Origin of the sequence: Hahella ganghwensis DSM 17046, from assembly GCF_000376785.1 — a bacterium.
Lineage (GTDB): Bacteria > Pseudomonadota > Gammaproteobacteria > Pseudomonadales > Oleiphilaceae > Hahella > Hahella ganghwensis.
Map to the genome: position 1 here is coordinate 1 of NZ_AQXX01000072.1, position 26923 is coordinate 26923.

Genomic DNA, 26923 nt, shown 5'->3' on the forward strand with positions numbered 1-26923 from the left:
CTAGCAGTAGTATTTACAAGAAAATAGCCAGCCCCCTCTATTCTCATCTCTAGGATGGCTGTGACTGCTCAAAATAAACAGCAGGTTGCGCAGAAGATACTGGAACAGTGCTCACAAAATCACGGTAGGAGTGCTCAAAATCACAAGAATCTGCAGCTGCATGCACCGGGTATTTTTGCGCAAAGTGCCAGCCCATTTAGCCACCTGTGCCGGAATCGTCTGGGCAGGCTGCTGGGCAAACCTGCGCAATGATCGATTACTCTGGAGCTCTGCAGATTATTGAATTATGGCTGTTCTTTCCTTGATACAGACATTCTGGAAAAGCTCCATATACGTACTAACCTTGCCACTACGCTAAAGTCCACCATGAAAAAGCATGGAATCTATATTTATCCGCCCACACCATATAGAAGTAGTCCCAATCTTCACAAACAACAATCAGTGTCTCAACAGGAAGAGATAGATCTATATTAGCAACCAGCTCATCAATATTTAAATTTCTTTTATATTTATAGAGCAGTTCTTTAATACTCCCCACAGGTCGAATAGAGTATTCACAATCACAAACAGTATCAAGCAGGTCAGTTTTATTGTCTATCTCCCTATCAAAAACCATCCCCTTGACCGCAAACTCCTCTAGACTTTCATAGCTTTCCCTATTTGCCCCAAATACTTTTATCTCTTCTTGTGACGATGCTGTATCAAACGCTATTGATGAACTTTTCCATCTAGCTAAATAGACAAATATATTCTCTATATTTTTCGCATTAAAGTCATATTCATCCGGTTGAATAATCGAGGAATTAACCAATATATAGAAATCTTCATTTTTCATAAAACTATTTCTTTATTTACCAAACAACGGAAAAGCAGTCTCAACCATACCTGTTGCTTCGTTAATTTTACCATTAATCATCACTCCAGACGGCGAACGAGCAGTCCACCAACCTTGGTTTAGGCTTCCTCCTGATGTAAGAAAGTTATTATAGGAAGCTCTAATCTCCGTCTCAATTTGTGTAGGTGTCCAATTGTCAGGAAAGAAAGTGTGTCTTTTATCAGGATTTGTCTGAGATCCTTTCACCTTCCACTGATTCCCAACAAATCAATGGGGTCAGTGTCTTTGATTTTCCCTTTGTAATCACTGTCACCATAGAAACAAGGTTCGCGATTATTTCCGCGTTGAATAATGTGATGGGAGCAACCAGGTAGATAAAGACGGGATAGTCGAGCCATAGAGAAAATCCTTTTTCAATGTTGAGATTGCTCAGGCTACAGTATACGGGGCTCAGATCAAAGACTCTGACCCCATTGATACAGGTATTTTTGCGCAGAGTGCCAGCCCATTTAGCCACCTGTGCCGGAATCGTCTGCGCAGGCTGCTGGGCAAATCTGCGCAATGATCGATCACTCTTTAGACCATCAACCAGTTTGTGGATGTCCTTTTTCTTTCTTTTTTTCTTCTTTTCTTTCCTTTTCTTTCCGTCTTTTATCTATGTTCGACCAAATAATATGGCTCATCATACTCATTGCCATCACTTAAAATAAGCCAATCACAGCCCTTAATTACTTTGACCGCTTGAATAGCATTCAATGAAAACTCACCGATCTCACCCAACTCTTCCATCAGCAACCCTGGAAGACATTGGTAAAAATCCTCTTGAGCCCCCGCTACAAATAATTTTACCAAATCATTTCTCAAAAGCCTTTCAATATAACTTTCACTTCTATTCCTTGAAAGTACCTCAAAAAAGCCAACAGAAACGCCTTCTTCGTCTACAGGCCCCTCGCATATAAAAGCATCCTTCAAACATCCAAATATTTCCTCATCAAAGTCCAATGCATTTCTCCAATAGTTTATAGAGATAGCGATAGATCCATTATATGTTTGTAATTTAGCCTTGCAGTCGTCCCAGGACAATCTCTTCACTATGGCTCCCTCGGCACATGAAACTCTAGACCCTCATCAACCCAGTAGTCAGCATTCTTACTGTCCCCAGGACTATGCTTCCCAACAATTTTCCAATCTACTCTAAACAATTGTCGTTGATTTGCCAAAGAGGCTTTTGCAGAACTACCACTAGTAAACCCAACACCAAAATAGCGAGTAGCATGGCCGCCAACAGCCAGCTTTACTGGTTTATTGCCGAATCCAGGAAGGCGTAACTTTAGTGGCGTAGGTAGCATTTGCGACGGCCCAGGCTTAACGCCTGGAGTAGGCAAGTAAAATACTACCGAAGATTTTTTATCTTTAAGATATCTTCCTAAAGTTTTGTATTTATGAGCAACTACCGATCTAGCTAATTTTCCAGCATTCCGCTTCAACACTGTGGCAGTATGCTCTACCGCTTCAGGACCCAATACTCCTTCAAACTGCTTGTTAGAAGTATCTAGATAATTGCTCAATTGACTCATACCAAAGGGATCAGAAAGTAGACTAAAAGCTTGAGCCACACTTTGAGCAACCCCTATTGCTCCTTGAAGCTTATCTATAGTATTAATAATTGCAATGCTACGCCCGATCATAGTACCCAATACGTTATTGGAGGCGGATACATCCATTAATGTCATATATCCTGATGGATCAGTGCCATTTATAGAATCGGCATGCGCATATAAATACTTATGTAGCGTTAAGGGCTCTCCTTTCCTACCTTGGTATGTATCCATCTGCGTAAACCGCCCAACTCCCTGATCGTAATACCTCGCCCTCAGGTAATACTGATCCAACCCAGCATCATACTGCTCGCCGGTATACCGATAGTCGTTTTCCGTGCTTCCAGTGGAAGCCAGCAGAATGCCGAAGGCGTCATATTGATAGCTGTCGGTTTCAGTGCCTGTTCTGTCTGTCAAAGAGCGGACGGAGCCCAGTCCGTCATAGACATAATAGCTGGCATTGCCATTTCTTGCCTGGCTGAGCAGGTCGTCGCCATAGGTGTAGCGGGCGGTTTCTGTGCCATTGACGCGCTCCTGCAACACCTGGGCATAGTCGCGGTTCTGATCGACGATAAAGTCGGTCAGGCGGCTGCCTTCGGCTTTGCTGATGCGAATACCGTCGACGTTGTAGCCATAGACGGTACTGTCACCGCCCTGCTCCACTTCAATCAGTTTGTTCTTGGCGCTGTAGGTGTAGCGCTTCACGACGCCGTCTTCGGTTTCAGTCAACGTGTTGCCGTTGGCATCGTAGACATAGGTCACACCACCCTGCCGGGTCAAACGATCATTGTCGTCGTAGCTGTAAGCCGTGTGGACGCCGTCGATGATGCTGTAAGTACGGTTACCCACTTTGTCGTATTGGTATTCCGCCACATAGTCGCCATTGACCGGATCGTTGATCTGGTCCTTGGTCAGACGGTACAGATCATCGTAGGTGTAGGAGGATGTGCGTCCACTATGCAGCTCTTCGATCTGAGTCCGTCTACCGGTGCTATGCAGGGTGTAACGGTAGTCCGTGATCAGGTTGCCGACACGGTCTTCCGTCGTCAGACGGGTCAGACGGTTGAGGCTGTCATAGGTGTATGTGGTGACTTGGCTATTGGCCTGGGTAACAGTTTCACGGTTTCCAACCGCATCATAGGAATACAGTGTTTCACCACCATCCGCATCGATCACCTTGCTCAGACGATTCAGCGAATCATACAGATAAGTCGTGGTGTCGGTGCGACCATCAATGGTCACACTGGTTTCGGTTTTGTTGCCGGCCTTGTCATAGTCATAAGTCAGCACTGCCCCGTTTGGTTGAACCTCTTCTACCAGACGGCTCAGAGTATCGTAGCGATAGGTGGTGGTACCCAGACTATTGCTCGCTTCGGTGCGGTTACCCAGCACATCGTACTTGAAGGTTTCCACTTCACCATCCGCGTAGTCGACACGAATGACACGATTATTGATGTCGTAGGTGTAGGTCGTGACCTGCCCGTTGAAGTCCGTATGGGTCTTCAAATTACCGTTAACATCATAGGTCGAGGTTTCCACCTGCCCCATAGGCAGGGTCCGGCTCAACACACGCCCCATGCTGTCATAAGTCCAGCGAGTCGTACGTCCCTCGGCATCCGTCTGGGTCAGTTTGTTACCCACTTCATCATAGGTGAAGGAGGTATCCTGCCCCAGTACATCGATCACCTTGATTAAACGACCCAGTGCATCGTACTCATACCGGGTGGTTTTACCGGCCTGATCGGTGCTACCGATACGGCGTCCCAGAGCATCGTAGGCCTGTGTCGTGAAGGAACCATCGTGGTAGACGGTCTTCACACGTTGATCCAGTACGTTGTACTCATAACGCGTAGTATGACCGTTGGCATCGGTCTCGCTGACCAGGTTGCCATCTGCATCATAGTTAAAGGTATGTACGTTCCCCAATGCATCCTGCACCGCTGTCCGGCGACCGGCTGCATCGTAGCTGTAGACGGTGCGATTGCCGTTGGCGTCGGTTTGCGCAAAGACTCGGCCTGCCGCGTCGTATTCTGTAGATGAATAACTGCCATCGGCAAAATCAGTACGAATCACTCGATTCAACGCATCGTAAGTGTACTGCGTCATTCGACCTTTACGATCGGTCTCGGTCAGCACATTGCCTTCAGCATCGTAGGTTTTGCTGTCGAAAGAGCCATCTGGATATCGGGTTTCAAGAACACGACCATAGGTATCGTAATCCATCTCAGTACGGCGACCCAGCGCATCCTCGACCGCAACCTGATTACCCACAGCATCGTACTCTGCGGAGGTCACGCTACCATCGACATAGCGGGTTTCAACAACACGGTTACGCGCATCGTAGACATAGGAGGTCGTTTCTGACTGCTCCACGCCATTCACCGTACGGGTGCGGGTTTCGGTCAGGACGTTACCATTGTCATCGTAGGTGAAGCTGGTCACCTGCCCCAATGCATTAGTTTCGGTCAGTTTGTTGCCATCGTCGTCGTAGGTGTAGGACGTCTCATTACCGGCAACGTCGATTGTCTTACTGACCAAGCCTTTGGCATTGATATGATTGCCCGCGATGTTGCCTGTCGGATCAGTCACTGTCAGCAGGTTGCCCACGCTGTCGTAGGTATTCGTATACACATTCCCACGGGCATCACTGATAGTGAGTTCCTGGCCACGCAGGTTGTAGGAGAAGCTGACCGTATTGCCCAGTTCATCGGTCTGAGTCAGCTGATTGTTGCGCTCATCAAAGGTGGCCGATGACACGTAACCCAGTGGATTGATCTCGCTGAGCTGATTACCGTTCTCGTCATAACTGTAGGACCAGGTGTAACCTTCGGCATCTACCTTGCTGGTGACGTCACCACGATCGTTATAGTAGAAGAACGACGTGTTGCCATTACGGTCAGTCACCACGGACTGACGACCTTCAATATCATGATTAAAGTCTGTGCGATTGCCGTCGCTATCTTCCTGGGCAATCAGCCTTCCATCATCGTCATAGATATTGCGAACAATCGTGCGGCCCAACGGGTCAATAATGTCCAATAAACCGTGGCTTTGATTGTAGGTGTAGGACGTTTCTTCATCCAGAGCATCGGCAGTGACGCTCAGGTCACCATCAATGTTATAGGTGTAGTTCAGAGTATGGCCATTCAGATCAGTAATCGTCGTGATCCGCCCCAGGCTATCCCGGTTAAACGTCACCGCCTTGCCACTGGAGTGGTAAATCCCATTGTTAGTGTATGTCAGGGTATGACCATTCGGATCTTCAACTTTTTTGACACCAAAGTTCTGATCCAGGTAATAGATATAGCCTGCCTGCGTGGTCAACTCATACAGATCAGGATCATAGGCTTCTGCAGAACCGACAACTTCAAGACGGTTATTCACCAGGCGAACGGATGCACTGCCACCAGACACCTCCAGAGTGGATTGCGTATCGCCCACGCCATTAAATGCCAACTTCACGTCCAGCACCGGTGTGTTCTGCACACAGCTTGGTGACGCTGCCACTTCGAATGTTTCTACATCACCACCCGGCAGAGTCACTGTCACAACAGGCTTGCCTAGAGGCTCGACACAATAGGTGCTGAGCACACCCAGAGGCCCCGAAGCGTATTCATTCAAGGCCCAGGCTTCACCCGGCACTCTCGATTCTTCCACCTTGACGTTCTGATAACCCACACTCCAGCCGTAGCCAAAGTCCAGCGCTTCATGTTTGCGTCGCGAATCATAGGTACGGGTTACCTGAATCGGCAGTCCCATCATCGGGATATTCAGATCTTCCAGTGTGATCGTGAAATTACCGACCTTAAGATCGCTATCCACTTTGATCAGGGTGCTGTCATAAGTCACCTGACCGTTCAGATCAGTCACTTCCAGCACGACATCATAGAGCCCATTGATCAGTTGCGTTGGATCGATCGTCCCCAGAACGCCCTGATTGACGGACTCAGACCCAGAGGCCAGTTCACGCCATTGCTCCCTGCCTTTCTCGGATATCAGAATACGGTATCCGAGCAAGTTGGCATCCGTGGCAGTACCAATAATCTCCACAGGCGCCAGGATATTTGTGCCATATTCCGGAGAAGCAATATCCGCCAGAGGAAGATCTTTATCATTCGGATCACGGACGATAAAGGATGCTACGTCGCTCACAGAACCACTGTCATCAGAAACCGACAAGCTCACCTGATGCACCCCGATGTCATAACCACTCAGAGTCGCACTGTTAGAGCTATCCAGATCAACACTGGCACCATCAACGGCAAGCGTGAAATGACGAACTCCCATGCCGCCGGTGGCGCTCAGATAAATCTCCAGACTTTCATCAGCATCAATGGTCTCAAGCGTCATGGTGGCGAAAAGCTTCAGTGACTGAATAGACTCCCAGACACGGAGGGTGACCGGCTGTATCGTGTACAACACCCCGTCACTCACGCGTACATAGAACTCATGAATACCGGCCTGATCAGCCGCAGGAGTCCAGGAGACCAATCCGCTTACACTGTCGATCGTCATGCCGGAAGGCTGAGCGAACAGACTAAAGCTCAGGGTATCGCCATCGGCATCAGAAGCCGAGGCCAGATATTGGTAGTCAGCAGCCACAACCGTCTCATTCGTTGGCGTGCTGGTGAATTCCGGAAACGCATTATTGGCTGGAACGTTTACAGTCACAATAAAGCTGTGCTCAACAGTCCAATAGCCGTCACTGATCTGGACCGTTACGCGACTGTCTCCCACCTGATCCTGGGTTGGCGTCCACTCAATCAATCCATTCGGAGAGATGCTCATTCCAGACTCAAAATCATGTAGCTCGTATGTCAGTTCATCACCATCGAGATCGCTCACAGCCAATTGATAGCTGTAGGTCTGGTTAATTTCCACCTCGGTAACCGGCGAACTGGTCACCACAGGTGCCCGGTTGTTGGTCGGGGCCACTTCGATAGTAAATTGCTGGCTGACTAAGTTACCGGTTTTGTCTGTGACAGAGACTGTTACCGAATGATCACCCTGATCTTCAGCAGGAGGCGTCCATTTCAGCTCACCAGTACGCTTATTGATGACCAACCCTAAAGGCGCAGTCACGAGGTCATAGGTCAGAATGTCATGCTCATTGGCATCATTCGCCACCAGCATATGACGGAAGGCTTTCAGCGTTTCCGCTTTTAATAAACCGACGGGATCAAAGACCGGAGAAATCGATTGCGGGTATGCGGAGACGATAAAGCTTTGCTCATCACTCAAACCGCGGTCATCGGTCACACGTACTTTGAATCGATGGAAGATCTGCGTGTTATTGGCATCATCACACTCTTCGTACAGGCCTTCTTCATCCACAATCACATAAATCGCGGCATTGTCATCGGCGAAACCACTCAGGTTGATGTTAACATTCTGGTACTCGCCCGCTGCGATAGCATTCAGAGTTTGCTCGCCCAACAGCGTTCCGCCCGCGGCGGGATCTCCTTCGTACACTCGAATGGAACTTCCTTTCCCGGACGTACGCATACCACGGTTAAAGACGCGGGATGACAGGGTTGCTGAATCCTGCCCGAATCGAATATCTTCCGGTATCAGATCCACCTGAAAGGTTGTCACCGGGTTCTCAAGGAAGGAGTTGTAGGTCAGATCCTGCTGCGGCAGAACATTGCCCTGATCATCAATGGAACCGGCACTATAGAAAAATTGATTCCATTGGGAACGGGTGTGCGACCAGTTCTGATATTTGGCTTCGTAGACTTTCACGCCGTTATTGGCAGGATTGCTGTTATCCTGCATTACCGCAATAATTTCTGCCTGCCCGTCACCGTCTACATCAGCCACCACCGGGTTTCCATAACTCCCCTGATATGGATGCGCGATTTCAGCCAGAACTACGCCGGAAACACCATCATAAATTCGCAGGTATTCATTGTCGGCAAATACAACCTCTGACCGGCCATCACCGTCAAAGTCAAACGCCGTCACTCCCTGGCGCTGATTGCTGGCAACAGGCTGAGTCCATCTCAGTGTTGAGTCTTTCTCATACACTCGAACGTAGTTGCCGGAAGCCATCACGATTTCAGGAATCGTGTCTCCATCAACATCTGCCAGGGCATAAGGACTGCGGTGACTTCCAACCCCCCAGGTACTGTATTCAAATAAACTGGCAGCATCACCGTTGATCCAACTACCATCATGGTTCTTGATGGCTATATTTTCTTTGCCGTAGTTATAGCTCGGAGGCCAGATATTCAATACTTCCTGTTCAGAATCGTTATCCAGGTTGGCAAAAGCAGGCACACCCCACTCGCCTTCACCGCCTACACTGAATTGGCGGTTACCGCTAGCATCGTGGACATAACCATTGGAAATCAATTCTTTACGGCCATCCAGATCCAGGTCTACCGCAATACCGAACACGCCGCCGAAGCTGCTCTGCACACTCCCCTTACGGTTGTATAGCTGGCCGCCGTAGAGGAATTCCAAATAACCGTCACCGGTCATATCCGTAACATAAGCTGGCGACCAGGTCAGCCCTCTCAACTCATACTTCACCGATCCGTCATGCTCATAAATATGAGCTGTCTTTTGAGATCCACCCACCCGACTGGTATTCACAATAATTTCAACCAATCCATCCCGATCAATATCGGCAACCGCAGGTGCATACTTTGGCGTCGCCACAGGCAATTCGTTCTGCCAGATTTCACTGCCATCGACACCACTCAGCGCACGCAGCACACCCGGATAACTATGACCACGAGACTCTTCATAAGTGGCCACCAGAATGTCAGGAATATCCAGCTGATCTATCTCTCCGTCACCATTATCGTCATTAAGCTGAGCCAGAATCGGCGTTGCGTTTGCCTTATAGTGGTCAGGATAGTTGGAAGGAGCACTCCAGAACCATTTCCCTTCCAGTTCAAAGTGCGGCCCTGAGTACATTTGCGCATTACACTCTTTAACAGAAGCACGAGCCGCAGAGGTCTCCGCGCTCTCAGGAATCCAACTTAGGACTCCGGTGCTCTGGTCAATATTCGCTCCAGCAGGACCGGATATCAGGTCGTAAATAAAAGAATCCGTTTCGTTCAGGTCTTGCTGCTGAATTCGATAAAGATATTCGGATCCTTCGGTCGCATAGGCCCCGGCAATTGACTTGATCTGCGGCGCTTCGTTGGGATTCACATTCACCAACAGTGACTGTTGCTGCACAGCGACACTGTTATCCTGCACCTCAACCACCACCACCATGGCTTTGGTAAGATCATTTGACTGATTGCAGTCATTTTCGGCACTGGTAGTCAGCTTGGCGTAGATAACATCGTACCCGGAAAGTTCTTCCGGCAATTGCAGCGATGCCATCTGCCCGGAATGTCCTGGGATAACACCCAGAATAACGCCGGCCAATGCAGTTGAACCTTCGCCAGGATGCTCACTATAAAGCGACAGAGTCACACCGGCGACGCTTTTGGCCTGCCCGATATTCTGTACTTCAACGATAACTTCGTTAGTACCGGCACCCAATAAAATGGAATCAACCACAAGATCTGCCTGGGACAATGGTTGCCGATCCAGCAATACAGACGCACGATAGCTGTTGTGCGCCAGCCAGCTCGGCATTGGAGATACAGGTACAGAACCGTCCGTATTAATATTGGTTACGCTATAGGCATGCTGGTTGATAATGCGAGTGGCAGCCGGCCAGTCATCCAATACAGGCTCAAACGCTCTGATGCCACGCACAGCACCGTCAACCGCATTGGTTTTGTATGCCGTGATCACCAACTCCGCGTGACCGTCGTTATCAATATCCGCAACAATCGGGTATTCGTAACCGGTTGAAGAGGTATTCCATTCCGTCCACAAAGCCTGCCCTGTGCGACCATCCAGAATTCTGACGTAGGACTCGTCACCGTGAACAATTTCCAGAGCACCGTCACCATTGAAGTCAAAGGCGGTTGAGGCGGAGTTACCGGATGAGTCGTCATCAATATCGATAGACCATTTGAACTGCCCATCCGTTTCATAGACGACATACTTAGAACGGGTCACCAGACCAATCTCCGGCAATCCGTCTCCGTCAAGATCCGCAATCAAAGGCGCACCATTTGCGTTTCCGTCTTTCGGAGCCTGCCACAGGATAGAGCCGTCATGATTCAGGACCATCAGTGAGTCAGTCGTGGAAATCACAATTTCAGGAAACTCATCAGAGTCAAAGTTTCCGACAGAAGGTGCCGACACCATTGGCTCTGTCGCGATCTGCCACAGCAAATTGCCCTGATAGTCCCAAGCCATTCCCTGGGAGAACACCTCTTGCTTACCATCCAGATCAAGATCCACAGCAATGGGTGCACCGCCCTCTGCAAGCGTGAACAAGACATTCAGAGAGGCATCAAAAACAGCACCCGAGTGTAGAATTTCCGGCACACCATCGGCATCCAGGTCAGCAATACTGACCCGCCCTGCGGCATCTTCAACAGTAGACTCTCTTAAGAGCTGACCGTTATGGTCAAAAATCTTTGGTCCGGTGGTGACAATCTCAACATCACCGTCCCCATCGAGATCAGCTACTGCCGGGCTCACATAGCCGTGGTTAAGATCAGCATTCGCTGTCCATTTCAGCTCACCGGTTTCTGCATTGTAAGCACGCAGTTTGGCAGGAGATCGATTCCTCTCATGGAAGCCCATAGCCAGGATATAAGAGGCGTCGTCAGTATCAATTCTGCCGTCTTCATTCTCATCATAAAGATTGACAAGCAACGGTGTGCTCACGACATCAGAGTAATTGTTTCCATCTTCCCAATGCCATTTCTCAACCAGTTGAAAGCCTTCACCAAAGGTATTCTCTATCGGCTCCGGAGCGACTTCACACTGACCGGTAGGTGTTAGTGAGGCTCCAGCGTATTCAGTGCCTGGCTGCCAGGTAAGCTCGCCAGTCTTTTGATCGATGGTCATACCATCCGGATGCCGGACCAGTGCATAGCTAACGCCGGAGGTGGTGACGACGTCAGTCACTTGAGCGGAATACATTTTTCCAGCTTCAGCATCGGGTAGTTCATTTGATGTCATAATCTCCAGCGACTGGGTATCGATAACGGTCAGCGTGAAGGTTAACTGGTCACGCCCCCCTTTATTGTCAGAGACAGCAATGGAGACCACATGACTGCCCACCTGCGATACAGCCGGTGTCCAGGAAATTTCGCCAGAGTCACTATTTACAGACATGCCATCCGGCACGAGTACAGAACTGTATGCCAGCGAATCGCCATCCGCATCGGACGCTGACATTTGCTGGAGATACGAATGCTCAGCATAAACACGAGTCTTGGGAACAAAGGTAATCACCGGTGCCGTGTTGGCAACGCCTTCAACCACCAGGCTGACATTTTCAAACGCCTGCAGACCTTCGGTGTCGATTACTACAATAGAAAAACTCAGCTCACCAATCTGCTCTTCAACCGGCGTCCAACGGATCAGACCGGATTCACTGATAGTCATCCCTGCTGTTGAAGTTGCCAGGGCGTATTTCAACTCATCGCCATCCGGATCCGTCGCAAACACCTGGTACTGATACCGTTCCCCCACCTGAGCCTGATCTGGTGCAGTCGATTGGATAACAGGAACCCGGTTAACATTCTTGACCGTCAGTTCAAAGGACTGTCTGGTTTCTGTCTCGCCATCGCTGGCAGCCACAACAAACCCATAAGATCCGGCATCTGTATATCCGGTTTCCCAGGAGACAAGCCCAGATGTTGTATTGATGACGGTGCCCTCTGGGCCGCTGATGAGTCCAAAACTCAACGGCTGTTGATCAACGTCCTGGGCCAGAATCTGATATTGGAAAGTTTCGCCCTCTGACAGCATGGTCGACGGCTGACTGAGGATCACCGGCACATCATTGACCGGCAGAACAGAAATTGTGTAGGTTGCTGGCTCGGAATCCAGATCGCCGTCATTGGCCACATAGGTAAACTGGTCCTGGCCAAAGTAGTTTGGATTCGGCTGATATTCATATCCATTGCCGTTATCAATCACAGCGCCATGCTCCGGTTCAGAAACCGGCCTGAAAGTCAGGGGATCATTCTCGGCATCAGACCCGGCGAAGCTGAGCGATATCGCCGTATCTTCCGCCCCCTCAGATGAGATGTTTTCAGCCACAGGGCGATCATTGACCGGTAAAACAGTCAAACTGACAATCGCGATATTAGAGAGTTGCTCCCCATCGTTCGCCTGGTAGGTCAGGCTGTCCGCGCCGGAGTATCCCGCTGTCGGCGTGTAGGTAACTTCAGTTCCTGAGACTTCGATGGTACCGTGCTGAGGAGCCTCTACAATCTCATATTGCAATTCATTACCATCGACATCTTCCGCAAAGAGCGAAAAAGTGACAGAGGAATTCTCATCAACCGTCACACTCTGATCCAGAGACACAGGGCGGAAGTTATAGCAATTGGTAAAACGCTTGAATACGAAAGAGATATACCCCTTTCCGTTGAGGCGATAATCCTGGAGTTCCACGACGGCAAAACGGGCAACACGGAACTGCGTATTTGCTCCGTGACCTTCACGACGGTCCCATACCGGGATGATGATATTACGTTGCAACAACGCATCAAGGTTGGAACGAACAGCTGAACTATTCTTCACCCCAGGAACGCCCTGCACCCAATCGGATACATTGAGCTGATTATCAGCAGCGTCATAGGGGTTCCTGTAACGATCGCTGTCACCCGGAGGAATCAGGCTCTCGGCGATAGCATAATGACCGGTCTTTTTAGGCTTCTGCCCAAACCAATATGCACCATGCCAGTCAAAGCCAAACCACTGCTTTGACCATTTGTGAGAAGCGCCATAGGAGACCTTACCTTTCCAATGGCCGCCGTGGCGTGTTGAAGAGTGTTCGTTGCCGAAACCAGACCATGCACGATGATCAGACCAGCCCTGATTTCCAAATTGACCATAGGATGACGACTGCACATATCGCCAATCCTGCTCATACTGGCCATCTGATTGCAGGTAACCGCTGCCTAGCAGTGAAAACAGATCACGCCCTGCATCCGAGGAACAGGTCTTATATCCATCGTTTTTTCGATGGTGGGAATGCTTGCCGTGAAAAGAGAATTGATATTCAAAATACCAGGGTCCCTTGTGATCGCCATGCTTAGAGTCGTGATGCCCCTTCTCTCCCCCCCCAGTTCAACCAGCTGAAGCTACCTTCTCCGTTCCCCAACCCAACATGATTGAACACTTGCCCTGGTTGAGCATTTTCCAAAAACTCAGAGGAAACCGTGATCGGGTATAACGAACAGAAATCCGGTTCAATGACAATGTCCGGGGTTTCATTAAAGGATTGAGCGGTTACAGATAGGGAGAGAAATTGAAGTCCGACAACACCCAAAAGGGTCAGCACTCGCTGCAGCATATTTAACGGCCCTGTAAACTGGCCGTCAGATCATGACAGCCTGTTGAATTTTATGAGGGCGCAGTATAAAAAATGACCTTTTATTAATAAATCGGAATAAGCAGCCTTTTTGCAGTCTTTTGCAAAGTGCTTACAGGGGCGTTACACGATCACATATCACGTTACAAACATTGCTCATAACGACATTGAAATTGATAGCTTTTTGAATCTCTGCTGCTCAGTGTCGCAGCTTACGAATCCCCTGAGCCACCAGCCTGGCTCTTAGAGCATCGAGCGATTCTTCGCTGGCGTCATCCACGTAACTCTCTTCCAGCCAAATGCCAAGATAGTTTTCCCATGCTTCTGGATCTCCATAAAACTCCTGCCGGGCCTGCCTTAAATAGCTTTCCCCACTGACCATATCACCGCTCATAACACTGAAAGCCATTAGGTCTAACAGGGCTTCAACCGAATAGTATTCCAGTGAATCTTTATATTCGGGATAATCAGACGCCGCATCTTTCAATAACTTGGGGAGTTTATGAAAGCGTTCACCCGCTTTTTCAATGTTCCCTTCTGCTACCGCATTCCAAGCCAAGCTAACGGTTATCTGGTATTTTGAGAAAAACACATCTGCATTGTCCGGCAAGCCTCTCATGGCCTTCAGCCAAACAGTTTCCGCAGCTCGATAGTCGCCCCTGCGAAAATAGAAGCCCGCCATCTCATCGCGAATAGCGTAAGCATCAGGATCTGAAGATTCAGCTATCAGTTCGTATGCCTCCTTGATATAACTTTCCGCTGACCGCATATCTCCCCATTCTTCGTAAACCTGACCTATGGCCTTGGCAATAAAAGCCTCTTGAAGGGAATCCCCCATTTTCACATAAACACGTTTTACAACAAGCAGCATCTCAAGCCCCCAGTCTTTTAGGGCATCATCGTAAATTGCGTTATATGCCAACTGTCGCGTGGCCATGATTTGGTCTCGGGATAACTTTACGGTCTGAAGCGTTCTCATTGCCCCCTCGATGTCCACGACATTCTCCCTGAGCATTGCCCTCCCCACTTCCACAACAGCAGACCAGGCAGCCTGATCCGATCGGCTTGCTACAATTTCCAGCACCTGGTCGTAGTATGATTCGGCCGCCTCTACATCCTGAGTGGAATCGTAAAACATTGCCGCACTTAGCATTATTGAGGCTTTCTCTTCCACGGACTCGGCACGCTCAATCCGCTCTTCCCACTCTGCTCCTAAAGTTTCCGGCCAAAAAACACCAAACATACTGACGCCAACCAAAAAGACCGGCCCCCCTAAGGTCACCAGATAAAGTGTGACGGCAAAGACTGTTTCACGCAGTTTGGGCAATTTATGCTGAAATCTAAGGTAAAGCCCCTTCGCCAATTCGTACTTTTGCAGGAACTTTAGCTGGTCATAGGGCGGACTCGAAAGCCGAATAAAAATCTGTCTCAGAATTTCATCAGAGTTACCAGTTTCCCTGTAGGTTTTTACCAATCCCACGAGAATCTTTGCCTGGTTATACTGAGATATGAGGGAATACCCCATAATGACGGCCAGTATCGTTAATACAGGCTCACTGAGAGCCCAAGCCCCCAAAGCCAGCATTCCGACACTAAATATGAGAAAACCAAACTGTAAACGGGGATACTTGTCGAACAATACTGAGTTCAATAATTGCCCACCATCCAACGGCATAATGGGCAGGAGATTGAGGTAGTTGATAATCAGCAACAGCAGGATGGTCTGATTCATCCACTGGCTATCTGAATCCGGAAAGAGATACTGAAGTACAAACGCCAGGATAATACCTGGCACCGGCCCCATCAAGCTCACAACCGCCTTCTGGAGGGCTGTGGGTTTGTCCTTTTTCCCCGAAGCCAGAGCACCCATAAACGGAATGAAAAGTATCTGCAGATCCCGATAGCCACAAAGCCACATCCCTGCGATATGCCCCAGCTCATGGAATAGCAATACTCCGATAATGACAATTACCAGTGATGGAGACCAGACAACCCCGAATACCGCAGCAAAGGCCAGCACGCTGACCAAAAATACCATGACTTTCCCCATTCCCTCGAGTTTCGAGGAATTCACCAACTTTTCCTGTCGATGGTAAGCATCAATCTCAGCATCAACCAATCCAGGATATGAAGGTGTCGCCTCTTTATTTGCTGACGTCACCTGAGGATTTTTCTTTTGATCATGTGCGGCGGCATTCTTTGGACCTGCGCTCATTCTCCTGCTGAGCTGTACAGCAGACTTGAAAGTTAAGCGATATTCGCCCGCTGTATCTTTGGCATGTCCAACTTCACGTAGCTCTCCAGCGGTGTGCAAATAATTGAAATAGTCCTGATAAAGCCTGTTCAGCCTTGAGACATATTCTGCGGGATTGAGTAATTGAGAAGAAACATGAGGATGCTCCTTAAAATACTGCTCTATGCGTTTTACGTGGGACCGAAAAATTCCCTCTACGTTCTCTGCATACGCATCATTAAAAATAAAGCCGTCCATGTAACCAATAACAGCATGAATCTCATTATTGATTGTGAGAACCACGCTGCCGTCATCACAATATGTGTATATCGACACCTTGTAGGGAAAAGCCGCCTCAGGCGTCATTGAATTGAATATCTCTGCATAACAGAGGTAATCAGGGTGGAACATGACGACGCACCAGCGCTCATCATCCAGCCTGGAGAATATCTCTTTCGACTGATAACAATGAGAAAAACGAAACCCAAGTTTCGTCATAGCAATTTGGCCAGCTATCAGTGGCGGCTGAATATGCTCAGGAATATGTTTGCATTCCCAGATTTTGGCCTGCGGCGCATGCAGTGTAACGGTGAGGAGGTTTTTCCATTGCGCTGCCCGAATAAATATGAACATGACAACGAGAAAACCAATAGCATAGAGCACAATCTGCATGACTTTTCCTTACAACCACTACCACCAATAGGCGCTTCATTCAGCGTCAAGGGATACCTATAGATTCACCAGTATGGCCAACTTTTTCATTGAGGCTCTATTCCTCATCCAACGATTCATAGTCAGGAGGAAAATAAGCCCCGGCTTCAAATTTCTGGGTTAAATCATTTAACACACCATTCGCTTCAATACGCATCAGCCCTTCGTTAAACAAATCAACCAGCTCTACATTGCCTTCCAGCACGCGTGATAGTATTAAATGATATTTCCTAACCTGAATAACTGTTGGGTGATAAGTAATTTTATGTCTATCCGACGAGCTAAGACTAACATGCAAAAAATAAAGTGCGACTCGCTTGGTTAATGGCACAGCATCAACTTCTCCAAGAAGTAGCCTTCTGAAAAGCAAATCATAGTTTGCTGCGCGAGTAAGAACCAGAACGCCTTTTTTTTCGGCTGCCTCAAGGGGGGGATAGACGGTGTGTAAGGTGGCTCCGATCCTTTTACCCTGCAAATCTTCTATTTGAGTCCATTGCACGGGTTTTGATCTTAGTGAATACAAGACCTCCTCATCAATAACCACAGGGTCCGTGTAGTGAAAACTCTCAGCCCTCTCGTCCGTGTACACCCATATGGCTGTCCCGTTCCATCGCTTACCAGTAGGATCTTTGCCATTCTTTGCATACCTGTAGGAACGCTTCCAGGGGAAAAAACCGTACTCCACCTCAATTCCGACAGAGTGAAAAGCTTCAGTAATGACATGGGAAGCATAGCCAAAGTGCGGCAAATGCTCAGACAAAAAGGGCGGCCACTCTCCATTAGTAATGTAAACGGTATGACGAGAATCGCCGGCATAAGCATGAGAGGATGAAAGAAACAGCACCGAGAGAAAAACCATATACTTCATGAAAAAACCTCCATACCAGGTTTTTCACTGACCCCTAAAGCTTAGGTGCTCGGAGGTCATTTGAATGAAGAGGTACTGTTCTTCCTTATCGTTACCTTCTATTAACTGCGGTCTTTGTATTTCTTTTCCTAAGAATAAAATTTAGTCGCCCTTCTTCACCTGTGTCAAAGTCATAGTTTGGGTAAAAGTCATAGTCAATGTCTATGGAGAACCCTTTATAGAGGGAATAGGGCTCACTCTTGAGTTAAATCCTATTCCCTGCATTCCGACACCGTCCGAGTTTATGCCCCAAGAGAGCGGGTTGCCTGATCCAGCCAGGCCTTTTGAGGCACTTCCAGTAATGGACTCAAGACATTACGAACTCGGCGATGATAAGCGTTGATCCAATCGATCTCTTCTTTGTTTAGCATAGGCATCTCCAGCATCTGTGTGGCAATTGGCGCTAGTGTGATGGTTTCAAATCCATAGAAAACGCCAAATTCATTTTCATCAGCCTCAACCACCTTCATCATGTTTTCAATTCGAATGCCGTACTCACCCTCCCGGTAAACTCCGGGTTCATTGGTGATCACCATGCCGGGCTTGAGCGCCACTTCTTTGGGATTCTGGGAGAAATACTGGGGGCCTTCATGGACATTAAGACAAAGACCCACACCGTGACCCGTGCCGCATTTGTAATCGATACCGTGCTCCCACAATACACCACGGGCCATAATATCCAGATTGGCACCGGTAGATCCTTTCAGAAACTTTGTGCGGGATAGGCGAATGACAGCTTTCAGGACCAGAGTATAGTCTTTACGCTGTTTAGGTGTTGGCGTGCCAAAATGGAATGTGCGGGTGATATCTGTCGTGCCTCCCAGATATTGGCCACCGGAGTCCACCAGAAAAAAGTGACTTTTGTCCACGACAGCATCACTCTCTTGACTCGCGGCATAATGCATTTTCGCACCATGCTCTGCGAACCCGGCAATCGTACGAAAGCTGTCACTGATGTATTGAGGATTTTGCTTACGATAGGCCCTCAGCTGTGCTTCTGCACTCAGTTCAGATACTTGTCCGATCGGCACCTGGTTATCCAGCCAACACATGAACTTCACCATAGCCACTCCATCCATGCAGAGTGTCTTCTCAAGGCTTGCCATTTCAGTAGAATTCTTTACCGCCTTCATCTCTGCAACCGGAGAGCTTACCTCACGTAGTTCAATGGACTGGCTGATCCTGCTGATCATCAGACTGTCCGTAGAGTTTGCATCGAAAGCAAGCCGGCCGCCTTCCAACAGTTGATTAATCAATTCCGCGACCTCTTCTTCGTCGGCGATAGTGACGCCCTGCTCCATTAAGGTGTCTTCCACCGCAAGGGGGACCTTATCTCGGCCAATAAACAGCAGACTGCGCTGCTCCGTGACCAGCAGATATGCCTCGGTGACCGGACAATAGGGAACATCTCCCCCGCGAATGTTGAGCGTCCACATGACATCATCCAGAGCTGAAACCAGAAGACCGCCCACAGCCTCTTCAGACATCCAGGCCTGAACCTTCTTGATCTTCTCTCGGGTCTCGATACCGGCATACTGAAGATCGTGATTAAATACTGGCGCCAGCGAACGTGGTGGACGGTCTTCCCAAAGAGGGGCAATCAAATCCTTAACCAGACTCAATCTGATTGACTTTGGCTCAAAAGCCTTTACCAACGACTGGTAAAAGGCATAGCTGATAGAGCGCCCATCAACAGCGACCAAAGATTTTGCCGGCAGCGTATCAGCCAGCCACTCAGGAATGGTGGGAGTTTCAGGCTCCTTGGTTTTATACAGACTGAGCCCTGTACCGGAAAGCTGTTCTTCTGCCTGGATATAGTAGCGGCCGTCGGTCCATAAACCACCACGACCAGGCGTTACGACCACATTCCCGGCGGCACCGGTAAAGCCTGATATCCAGGTCCGGGCCAACCAATGCTCAGCAGAATATTCACTGGAATGAGGATCGTTGTTTGTAATGATGCATGCCGCAACCTTCTGATCGAGCATGATCCTGCGCAAATCCGCAATGCGCTGGGTGATAGGATAATTCATATCAGTATCTTCCTGTCATTTAAGATGTCGGTATTTTTTGGTTAAAGCTCAAAATTGGAGCAATAAATCCGATGTTCTTCCGAGCCGCTTCTTGCGGGAGGCTTCTGACCACATAATTCAGTAGCCTCCGGACAACGGGTTCGGAAAACACATCCACTCGGAGGGTCGATAGGAGACGGCAGATCACCAGGCAGTAACTGCACCTTGCGATGTCGCGCAATGCGGGGATCAGCAACAGGTACCGCCGACAGCAGGGCTTTAGTGTAAGGATGCCTGGCATGATCAAACACCCGATCATAGCGACCAACTTCCATGGGTTTCCCCAAATACATCACCATCACCCGATCACTGATATGCCTGACCACGCTTAGATCATGGGCAATCATCACCAGCGTCAACCCCATCTCCTGCTTGAGGTCATCAAGCAAATTGATCACCTGTGCCTGGATCGAGACATCCAAAGCGCTGACCGGTTCATCACACACCACCAGATCCGGGTTAAGAATCAGGGCGCGGGCGATACCCACGCGCTGGCATTGCCCTCCGGAAAACTCGTGGGGATAACGATTTCGCTGACTTGCCAACAAGCCCACTTTGTCCATCATGGCAATGACACGACGCTCAACCTCTTTGCGCTTAAGGTGGGGTTCGTGAGTCTGCAATGGTTCAGCGATACACTGTGCGATAGTCAACCGGGGATTCAGACTGGCCGATGGGTCCTGAAAAACCATCTGAAACTCTCTTCTCCGCCGTGCCAAGGTGGCCTTGTCAAAGCCGCGCAAGTTTTCCCCTTTCCACATCAGCTCACCGTGCGTGGGCTCGATCAGCCGCAACAGCGCTCGCGCCAGGGTTGACTTGCCACAACCTGACTCGCCAACAATCCCCAGCGTTTCTCCACGATAAACTTTCAGGTCAATTCCGTTGACTGCCTTTACCTTTTTCCGCCGCCCGGGCAGGATGTGCTTACCAACACTGAAATACACTTCCAGGTCTCGCGCGGATAAAAGGGTTTCCCTTACTGTCATGTCAGGTTCCATCATCAACTTTATATCGATTTCTGCCTTTTCCGATTAGTCGAGGCGTTTCTAAAGCCCTACAACGTTATAGTTCTTGCACTACTTGTCTTTCAGTCCGCGACGAGGTAACACCAGCCCGGGTTACCGCCACTTCATGGCAAACAGCCAATTGATGAGGACTAATCGAAACCGCAGTCGGGGTAGTTTGCCCACAAACCGCGCTTGAATGTGCACAGCGTTCTCGGAATGGGCATCCTTGCTCGTCAATCAACGCACTGGGAGGGTTCCCTGGAATCGTAGGCAAGCGATGCATATCCTCAGCAATAGAGGGGATGGCTTTTAACAGGCCCTGGGTATATGGATGAGCCGGCTGAGAAAAAAGTGTATCGGTATCGGCCTCTTCCATTTTACGACCGCCATACATCACCAGCACCCGGTCACACATTTCCGCCACGACCCCCATATCATGCGTAATTAATAATATGGCCGTGCTGAATTCTGCCTGGAGTTCACGCAATAACGCCAAAATTTGTGCCTGCACAGTGACATCCAATGCTGTGGTCGGTTCGTCGGCAATCAGCAATTCAGGTCGACACAGTAACGCCATGGCAATCATGACCCGCTGCCGCATACCGCCAGACAATTCATGGGGAAACTGATTCATGCGTGTTTTAGCCGAAGGAATACGTACGGCCTCTAACATTCTGATCGATTCCATCCTGGCAGCAGCCCTGGCCATCCCCTTGTGAAGCACCAAAACCTCACTGAGCTGCTTTCCAATTTTCATAAACGGGTTAAGTGATGTCATCGGATCCTGAAATATCATGCTGATTCTTTCGGCTCTGATACGGTTTAACTCCGTTTGGGACATATTCAGTAAATTTTCGCCATGGAAGCTGGCTGTCCCCCTAACTTTACCGTTATCAGCTGTCAACCCCATCAATGCATAGACCGACTGGCTTTTGCCGGAACCGGATTCCCCAACGATCCCAAGCGTCTCTCCTGCACTTATCGAGAATGAAAGATCACTGACTGCCTGTACCAGCCCATCCGGGGTCTCGAATCGAACACTCATATTATCGATCGACAGTATTGTCATGATTGATCCTCGTGCTTTTCTAGCCTGACCATACTTCCCGAAACCTCACCCTCTTTTCGTGATACAGAAATTAATGCTCCCGTAACCGTATAGCGTGTTTGGGTCTGACAAATTGACGGGAGCCGTTGCTTCAGCGGGCAGGAACCTTCAGCGGTCTTTCGGATCAAGGGCATCACGCAGACCATCACCGATAAAGTTGAAACAGAACAATGTGGCCACCAGAAATGCCGACGGGAACAGCAGCAACCAGAGTGCGACATCAATAGTCTTGGCCCCTTCTGCAATCAGAATTCCCCAACTGGTATCGGGCGGCTGAACACCAAGTCCCAAAAAACTGAGGAAGGATTCAAACAGGATAAATCCCGGTACCATCAGGGAGGAATAAACCATCACAATACCCAAAACATTGGGTAACACATGACGGCGAACAATGGTCAGGCGAGAAACGCCGATGGAACGTGCCGCTTCGACAAACTCCCGTTTTTTTATACTGAAGGTGACCCCGCGAACCACACGGGCGATCCCCAACCAGGACACCATTCCGATGACAATAAAGATCAAATAGATATTGTTGCCGAACAAGGTAACGAAGAGGATCACCATGAACATAAAGGGAATAGAATCCAGCACTTCGATAATCCGCATCATGACACTATCGACGACGCCCCCCACGTACCCGGAGATACTCCCCCAGACCGTACCAATCACAACGGCCACCAGAGCCCCCATAAAGCCCACCATAATGGAGAGGCGACCGCCTTTCATGGTACGGGCATACAGGTCCTGACCGAGATCATCGGTACCGAAATAATGCCCCGAAGTTAACGAAGGCTTGCCTAGTTCATAGGGATCCGACACCACGTTCCAGTCAATATCATCATGGCCGAATGGAGAGAGACTGGGTCCAATCAAAATACAGACGACGATCACCAGCAACACGCAAACCGAGGTCATGGCGGCACGATTTTTACGAAACCGCGCCCACGCATCCTGCCATAAGCTGCGCCCCTCCACTGCTTCCAGACTGCTGGCCATCTGTTCAGACAGTTTTCTCGCGTTGGTTTTACTCGACATCAACACTCCTGCCTCCTATATACGAATTCGCGGGTCGATAATCGTATAGAGCAAATCGACCACCAGATTGAAGAAAATCGTCAGTGAAGCCACGATCAACGTGATTCCCATAACCAACCCATAATCTCGATTAAGTGCACCTGACACGAAATGTTGCCCCATTCCTCCGGTACCAAAAAAGATATCGATAATCACAGATCCGGTAACCACCGCCACAAAGGCAGGCCCTAACATGGCAACAACGGGAATCAGAGATGGCCGCAAAGCATGATGAAAAAGCAGGTAGCTGGTCGAAAGCCCCTTTGCTCTGGCGGTACGGATATAGGGTTGATTCAGTGTCTCGATCATGGCACCACGCATCACACGGGCAATACTGGCAATCGAACCAATGGCCAGGCTCAACACCGGTAAAATCAAAAATATCGGTTTACCGCCTTCCCACCCGCCTGCGGGAAGCCAGCCCAGTTGAATGGAGAAAATAGTCACCAGCACCGGTGCCAGCACAAAAGCCGGTATCACCACCCCCGTCATGGATAGTGACATCAAAAAATAGTCCAGCCTGCTGTTGCGGTTTAACGCGGCAACGGTGCCCAACAACATTCCCAAAGGCACCGAGATACAAAAAGACAGCACTCCCAGGGTCGCTGACACCGGCCAAGACTGTGCAACCAGTTGGGTTACGGTAAAATCCTGATAGACAAAACTCGGCCCCAGATCCCCCTGAAGGAAGTCGCGAACATAGATAAAGAACTGGGTAAGAAAAGGCTCGTTCAGGTGATACTTTGCTTCAATATTGGCTTTCACAACTTCCGGCATTGGCCGCTCCATATCGAAAGGCCCGCCAGGGGCGATATGCATCAACCAGAATGAAACCAGTGCAATGAAAAGAAGGGTCGGCACGGCAATCAAGAGTCGACGCAATACATATAGCAGCATCAATATCCTCCACTGGATAGGCGAAAAAGAGGCCTGAATGAGCTCATGCCGTTATATTGGCGTCCAGGCCTTAAATGCACCCTAGTTAGCGGGCCTTCACGTACACATTTTTGCGATAGTAAGCAGCTTCAGGATTCGTGCGCTCATACCCGCCGATATAGGGTTTGATAAGATACTGGTCATTCCCCCTGCGATAGACCGGAATAATGGCCATGTCTTCAATCAACAATGTCTCCGCCTGTCGATAGGCCTCGGCCGGATCATTCATGGTTTTGGAAGATGTCATGAGTTGATCATAATCAGGATTGCGGTATTTTGAGTCGTTATACTCTCCGTCTGTAACAAAGATATCCAGCCAGGTAGAAGCTTCGTTATAATCAGCGGTCCAGCCGCCTCGATGAATATCGCCAGGTTCTTTAAGCGCATAAAAGACCTTGGGCTCAAGTTGTTTGATCTCAACCCTGGCACCAAGCACGCTCTTCCACATCCCCACCATGGCAGTAGCCATTTTCACGTCAACAGAAAAGGTGGGGACGGTAAAGGTTAATTTTAAGGGGTTTGATTGGTTATACCCTGCTTCAGCCAGCAGCTTCCTGGCCTCTTCATTTCGCTGCTTCTGAGACCAAGTGGCATACTCCGGTGTAAAAGGCTTGAAACCATCTGTCTGCGGGGGCACCAGCGTGTACATTGGAATACCACCATTCTGCAGAATCGCCTTGGTCATAATGTCCCGATTGATGGCATACGACAGCGCTTTACGCACTCGCACGTCTTTCGTCGGTCCCTGCTGGGTGTTCATATAATAGAAAATCGATCCTAAAGACGCACTGGCATCCGCCACTTCATCCGGATATTTTTTGAGCAGACTTTTCTTTTGAGCGGACGGGATCGATAAAGCCTGATCAATTTCACCGGCGAGGTACCGGTTTAATGCCACGTTAGCATCTCCGATAGGCAGCCATGTAATTCTCTCAAGCACAACATTATTCTTATCCCAATAATAAGGATTCCGTTTCAGCACCATTTTTTCATTCACCTTCCACTCAGAAACAGTGAATGCGCCGTTGGTCACGATGTTTTCCGGCTGCGTCCAGGCATTCCCGTATTTTTCTATGGTTTCCTGATGAACCGGCACCAACACAGGGTGGGTAATCAGCTTCAGGAAAAAAGGGACCGGTTGTTCGAGGGTGACCTCGAAGGTGACATCATCCACCGCACGAACCCCAAGCGTCTCTGGACCAGCTTCGCCTTTCATGATCTTTGCAGAATTTTTTATACGGGGAATGGCCGCAAACCAGGCGTAGGGGGAAGCCGTTTCGGGATTCAGCAGGCGGCGCCAGCTATAAACAAAATCGTGCGCTGTCAGCGGGTCACCATTCGACCACTTAGACCGACGAAGCTTAAATGTGTAAACAGTATTATCATCATTGGCTGACCAGCTCTTGGCAATGCCTGGGAGCGTTTTTCCTTCCTTGTCCTGCACAGCCAGACCTTCAAACAGATCCCTGCCCAGGTTAAATGCCGGTTCTGCCGCCTGTTTGGCTGGATCTATCGACGTCACCTCAGCCCCGTTATTCAGGGTGATTTCCTGTTTTGGCGCAAGTTGCGTTCCTGGAGGGTATGGTTTGGCTGGAACGTTAGATGCCAGAACCGTGCATACCATTGCACCCAACATCAATCGTTTGCTTATTTTCATCACTTCCTCGTTATATTCTTATCGTTATACCGAAGAAAAATGTATATTGTATAAAATATATAATCAATTAGCTTTTTACAGGCCGCGATTTAGGTTCAGAAATCGAGCCTTACAGGCTCAGAAAGTGGCACCGACGATCAACTACCCTTGATGCAGCCTCTCACCATCACCATCAGGCCTATTGCGAGATACTTTTCCGCCTTACCTCGTCACAGAATCTGCCCAGAGACATCTATAGCGTCGACTCAGGAGGGGTTTGAGAAGTTCTCTGAAACGAGTTTAAGCAGATTGCCGTCAATATCAGGCAACCCATCAGAATATAAAATCTGGCTGCCCGGCGTACAACGCATCAGAATATTGGTCAGCTCCCCTTCCCCATTGGAGGAGTTTATCGCATCGAGCTCAACCAGCTTCGTATAAATATCCTCTTCCAACTGATTTTTCTGGTACTCCGTCAAACGTATCCTCCCCATACAGATACCGGGATTGATATTATGTGACAATGAGTCCTTCTGAAACCGATGCCTGAACAGTGTATCGAGCTTTGACCCTTCCTTGAGCAGAAAGCGCCTCCCGGACCGGTAAAACAGTCCGTTTCCCGAATCCTCTACATAGCCAAGAATCTCAGCTATTCTCAAGTAGATTCTCAAACTGGCGTCACTAAGTTCGTAGCGCTCAGCGATCACCTCTGGTGCCAGGTTCCTGGTTGTCACCATATAGATGAAATCAAGCAAATAAGGATGTTCCAGAAAAAGCTCACTCTGCTCATCTGTAATAAACTGCTCATTCTCATGCTGAAGTTGATTGGCCAGCTTTGTCAGCTCAATCAAATTGGTGTTGAGATAGTTCACATACATCAGAATTTTATCAAGACCGAGCGAAGGGTTGTGAAGGTGACGCTTGATACTGGAAAGGGGAATACCGGCTTTTTCAGACAGAGAGACATAACCTAGCCCCTCATCTTTAATTTTTCTTCTGATTGCAGCGAGTAAAAACTTTGGCGCAACATGCATGCTTTGCACAACTCCCTTTTCTGATCATTCCTGAGGGGCAACCTGCCCCTCTATCCCTAAGTATTTCACTATCTATACAAACTTTATTAACTATGTAAGCGTCCGGCTATCACAGGTTGACCGGACCGCTCCAGTTGTGAGGCAGTAATTCAGCAATGGCACTGTTCTTCTGCGTCGGCAGACGCGCCAGTACATCTTTCAGATAAGCATAGGGATCATGTCCGTTCAGTTTGGCCGATTGGATCAGACTCATTACTGCCGCTGCCCGCTGACCACTGCGCAGCGATCCGGCAAACAACCAGTTGGAACGACCCAGCGCCCAAGGCCGGATCTGGTTTTCCACCCAATTATTGTCG

General features: G+C 49.0%; 16 protein-coding genes. All 16 read right to left on the reverse strand.

The genetic code is table 11. From position 1 onward, the window contains the following. Positions 1-349: 349 nt before the first annotated feature. Positions 350-835 (reverse strand): hypothetical protein, encoded by a 486-nt coding sequence (locus F566_RS0103770; protein ID WP_020405640.1) that lies wholly within the window; start codon positions 833-835, stop codon positions 350-352. Positions 836-847: 12 nt separating this feature from the next. Continuing rightward, positions 848-1081 carry an EndoU domain-containing protein gene (locus tag F566_RS38140; protein WP_083920999.1) on the reverse strand — a complete coding sequence of 78 codons (234 nt, stop codon included), beginning with the start codon at positions 1079-1081 and terminating at the stop codon, positions 848-850. Then, positions 1078-1233, reverse strand: a complete 156-nt coding sequence (locus F566_RS36760) for a hypothetical protein (RefSeq protein ID WP_157496634.1) — start codon at positions 1231-1233, stop codon at positions 1078-1080. The genes F566_RS38140 and F566_RS36760 overlap by 4 nt, the downstream gene beginning before the upstream one ends. 253 nt (positions 1234-1486) lie before the next feature. Beyond that, the gene (locus tag F566_RS0103780) at positions 1487-1927 is read right to left on the reverse strand and encodes a hypothetical protein (RefSeq protein ID WP_020405642.1); all 441 of its coding nucleotides are present in this window, start codon (positions 1925-1927) and stop codon (positions 1487-1489) included. Continuing rightward, on the reverse strand, positions 1927-13386 hold the full coding sequence (locus tag F566_RS0103785) for a tandem-95 repeat protein (protein WP_020405643.1): 11460 nt from the start codon (positions 13384-13386) through the stop codon (positions 1927-1929). The genes F566_RS0103780 and F566_RS0103785 overlap by 1 nt, the downstream gene beginning before the upstream one ends. A gap of 184 nt (positions 13387-13570) precedes the next feature. Next, positions 13571-13831, reverse strand: a complete 261-nt coding sequence (locus F566_RS0103790; RefSeq protein ID WP_020405644.1) for a hypothetical protein — start codon at positions 13829-13831, stop codon at positions 13571-13573. Between the two features lie 217 nt (positions 13832-14048). Further along, entirely contained in the window at positions 14049-16754 is a 2706-nt protein-coding gene (locus tag F566_RS0103795) for a site-2 protease family protein (RefSeq protein WP_020405645.1), read from the reverse strand. Between the two features lie 97 nt (positions 16755-16851). Beyond that, positions 16852-17661: a substrate-binding periplasmic protein gene (locus tag F566_RS0103800; protein ID WP_020405646.1), complete on the reverse strand. Its 810-nt coding sequence runs from the start codon at positions 17659-17661 to the stop codon at positions 16852-16854. Between the two features lie 281 nt (positions 17662-17942). Next, complete coding sequence (locus F566_RS0103805) at positions 17943-19733, reverse strand: aminopeptidase P family protein (protein WP_020405647.1); 1791 nt, start codon at positions 19731-19733, stop codon at positions 17943-17945. Positions 19734-19774: 41 nt separating this feature from the next. Continuing rightward, positions 19775-20758 carry an ABC transporter ATP-binding protein gene (locus F566_RS0103810; protein WP_026179735.1) on the reverse strand — a complete coding sequence of 328 codons (984 nt, stop codon included), beginning with the start codon at positions 20756-20758 and terminating at the stop codon, positions 19775-19777. Positions 20759-20834: 76 nt separating this feature from the next. Beyond that, on the reverse strand, positions 20835-21848 hold the full coding sequence (locus F566_RS0103815; protein ID WP_020405649.1) for an oligopeptide/dipeptide ABC transporter ATP-binding protein: 1014 nt from the start codon (positions 21846-21848) through the stop codon (positions 20835-20837). A gap of 147 nt (positions 21849-21995) precedes the next feature. Then, positions 21996-22922 carry an ABC transporter permease subunit gene (locus tag F566_RS0103820; RefSeq protein ID WP_020405650.1) on the reverse strand — a complete coding sequence of 309 codons (927 nt, stop codon included), beginning with the start codon at positions 22920-22922 and terminating at the stop codon, positions 21996-21998. 15 nt (positions 22923-22937) lie between these two features. After that, positions 22938-23858 carry an oligopeptide ABC transporter permease OppB gene (gene oppB / locus F566_RS0103825; RefSeq protein WP_020405651.1) on the reverse strand — a complete coding sequence of 307 codons (921 nt, stop codon included), beginning with the start codon at positions 23856-23858 and terminating at the stop codon, positions 22938-22940. A gap of 85 nt (positions 23859-23943) precedes the next feature. Next, complete coding sequence (locus tag F566_RS0103830) at positions 23944-25554, reverse strand: peptide ABC transporter substrate-binding protein (RefSeq protein ID WP_020405652.1); 1611 nt, start codon at positions 25552-25554, stop codon at positions 23944-23946. 245 nt (positions 25555-25799) lie between these two features. Beyond that, positions 25800-26567: a hypothetical protein gene (locus F566_RS0103835; protein WP_020405653.1), complete on the reverse strand. Its 768-nt coding sequence runs from the start codon at positions 26565-26567 to the stop codon at positions 25800-25802. A gap of 109 nt (positions 26568-26676) precedes the next feature. Further along, a partial coding sequence (locus F566_RS0103840; protein ID WP_020405654.1) for an IS66 family transposase occupies positions 26677-26923 on the reverse strand: 247 nt, incomplete at its 5' end.

Bases quoted from the DNA above. Each gene is read 5' to 3' on its own strand.
- F566_RS0103770 (WP_020405640.1), bottom strand. From the start codon at position 835: ATGAAAAATGAAGATTTCTATATATTGGTTAATTCCTCGATTATTCAA.
- F566_RS36760 (WP_157496634.1), bottom strand. From the start codon at position 1,233: ATGGCTCGACTATCCCGTCTTTATCTACCTGGTTGCTCCCATCACATT.
- F566_RS0103790 (WP_020405644.1), bottom strand. From the start codon at position 13,831: ATGCTGCAGCGAGTGCTGACCCTTTTGGGTGTTGTCGGACTTCAATTT.
- F566_RS0103795 (WP_020405645.1), bottom strand. From the start codon at position 16,754: ATGCAGATTGTGCTCTATGCTATTGGTTTTCTCGTTGTCATGTTCATA.
- F566_RS0103800 (WP_020405646.1), bottom strand. From the start codon at position 17,661: ATGAAGTATATGGTTTTTCTCTCGGTGCTGTTTCTTTCATCCTCTCAT.
- F566_RS0103805 (WP_020405647.1), bottom strand. From the start codon at position 19,733: ATGAATTATCCTATCACCCAGCGCATTGCGGATTTGCGCAGGATCATG.
- F566_RS0103810 (WP_026179735.1), bottom strand. From the start codon at position 20,758: ATGACAGTAAGGGAAACCCTTTTATCCGCGCGAGACCTGGAAGTGTAT.
- F566_RS0103815 (WP_020405649.1), bottom strand. From the start codon at position 21,848: ATGACAATACTGTCGATCGATAATATGAGTGTTCGATTCGAGACCCCG.
- F566_RS0103820 (WP_020405650.1), bottom strand. From the start codon at position 22,922: ATGTCGAGTAAAACCAACGCGAGAAAACTGTCTGAACAGATGGCCAGC.
- oppB (WP_020405651.1), bottom strand. From the start codon at position 23,858: ATGCTGCTATATGTATTGCGTCGACTCTTGATTGCCGTGCCGACCCTT.
- F566_RS0103830 (WP_020405652.1), bottom strand. From the start codon at position 25,554: ATGAAAATAAGCAAACGATTGATGTTGGGTGCAATGGTATGCACGGTT.
- F566_RS0103835 (WP_020405653.1), bottom strand. From the start codon at position 26,567: ATGCATGTTGCGCCAAAGTTTTTACTCGCTGCAATCAGAAGAAAAATT.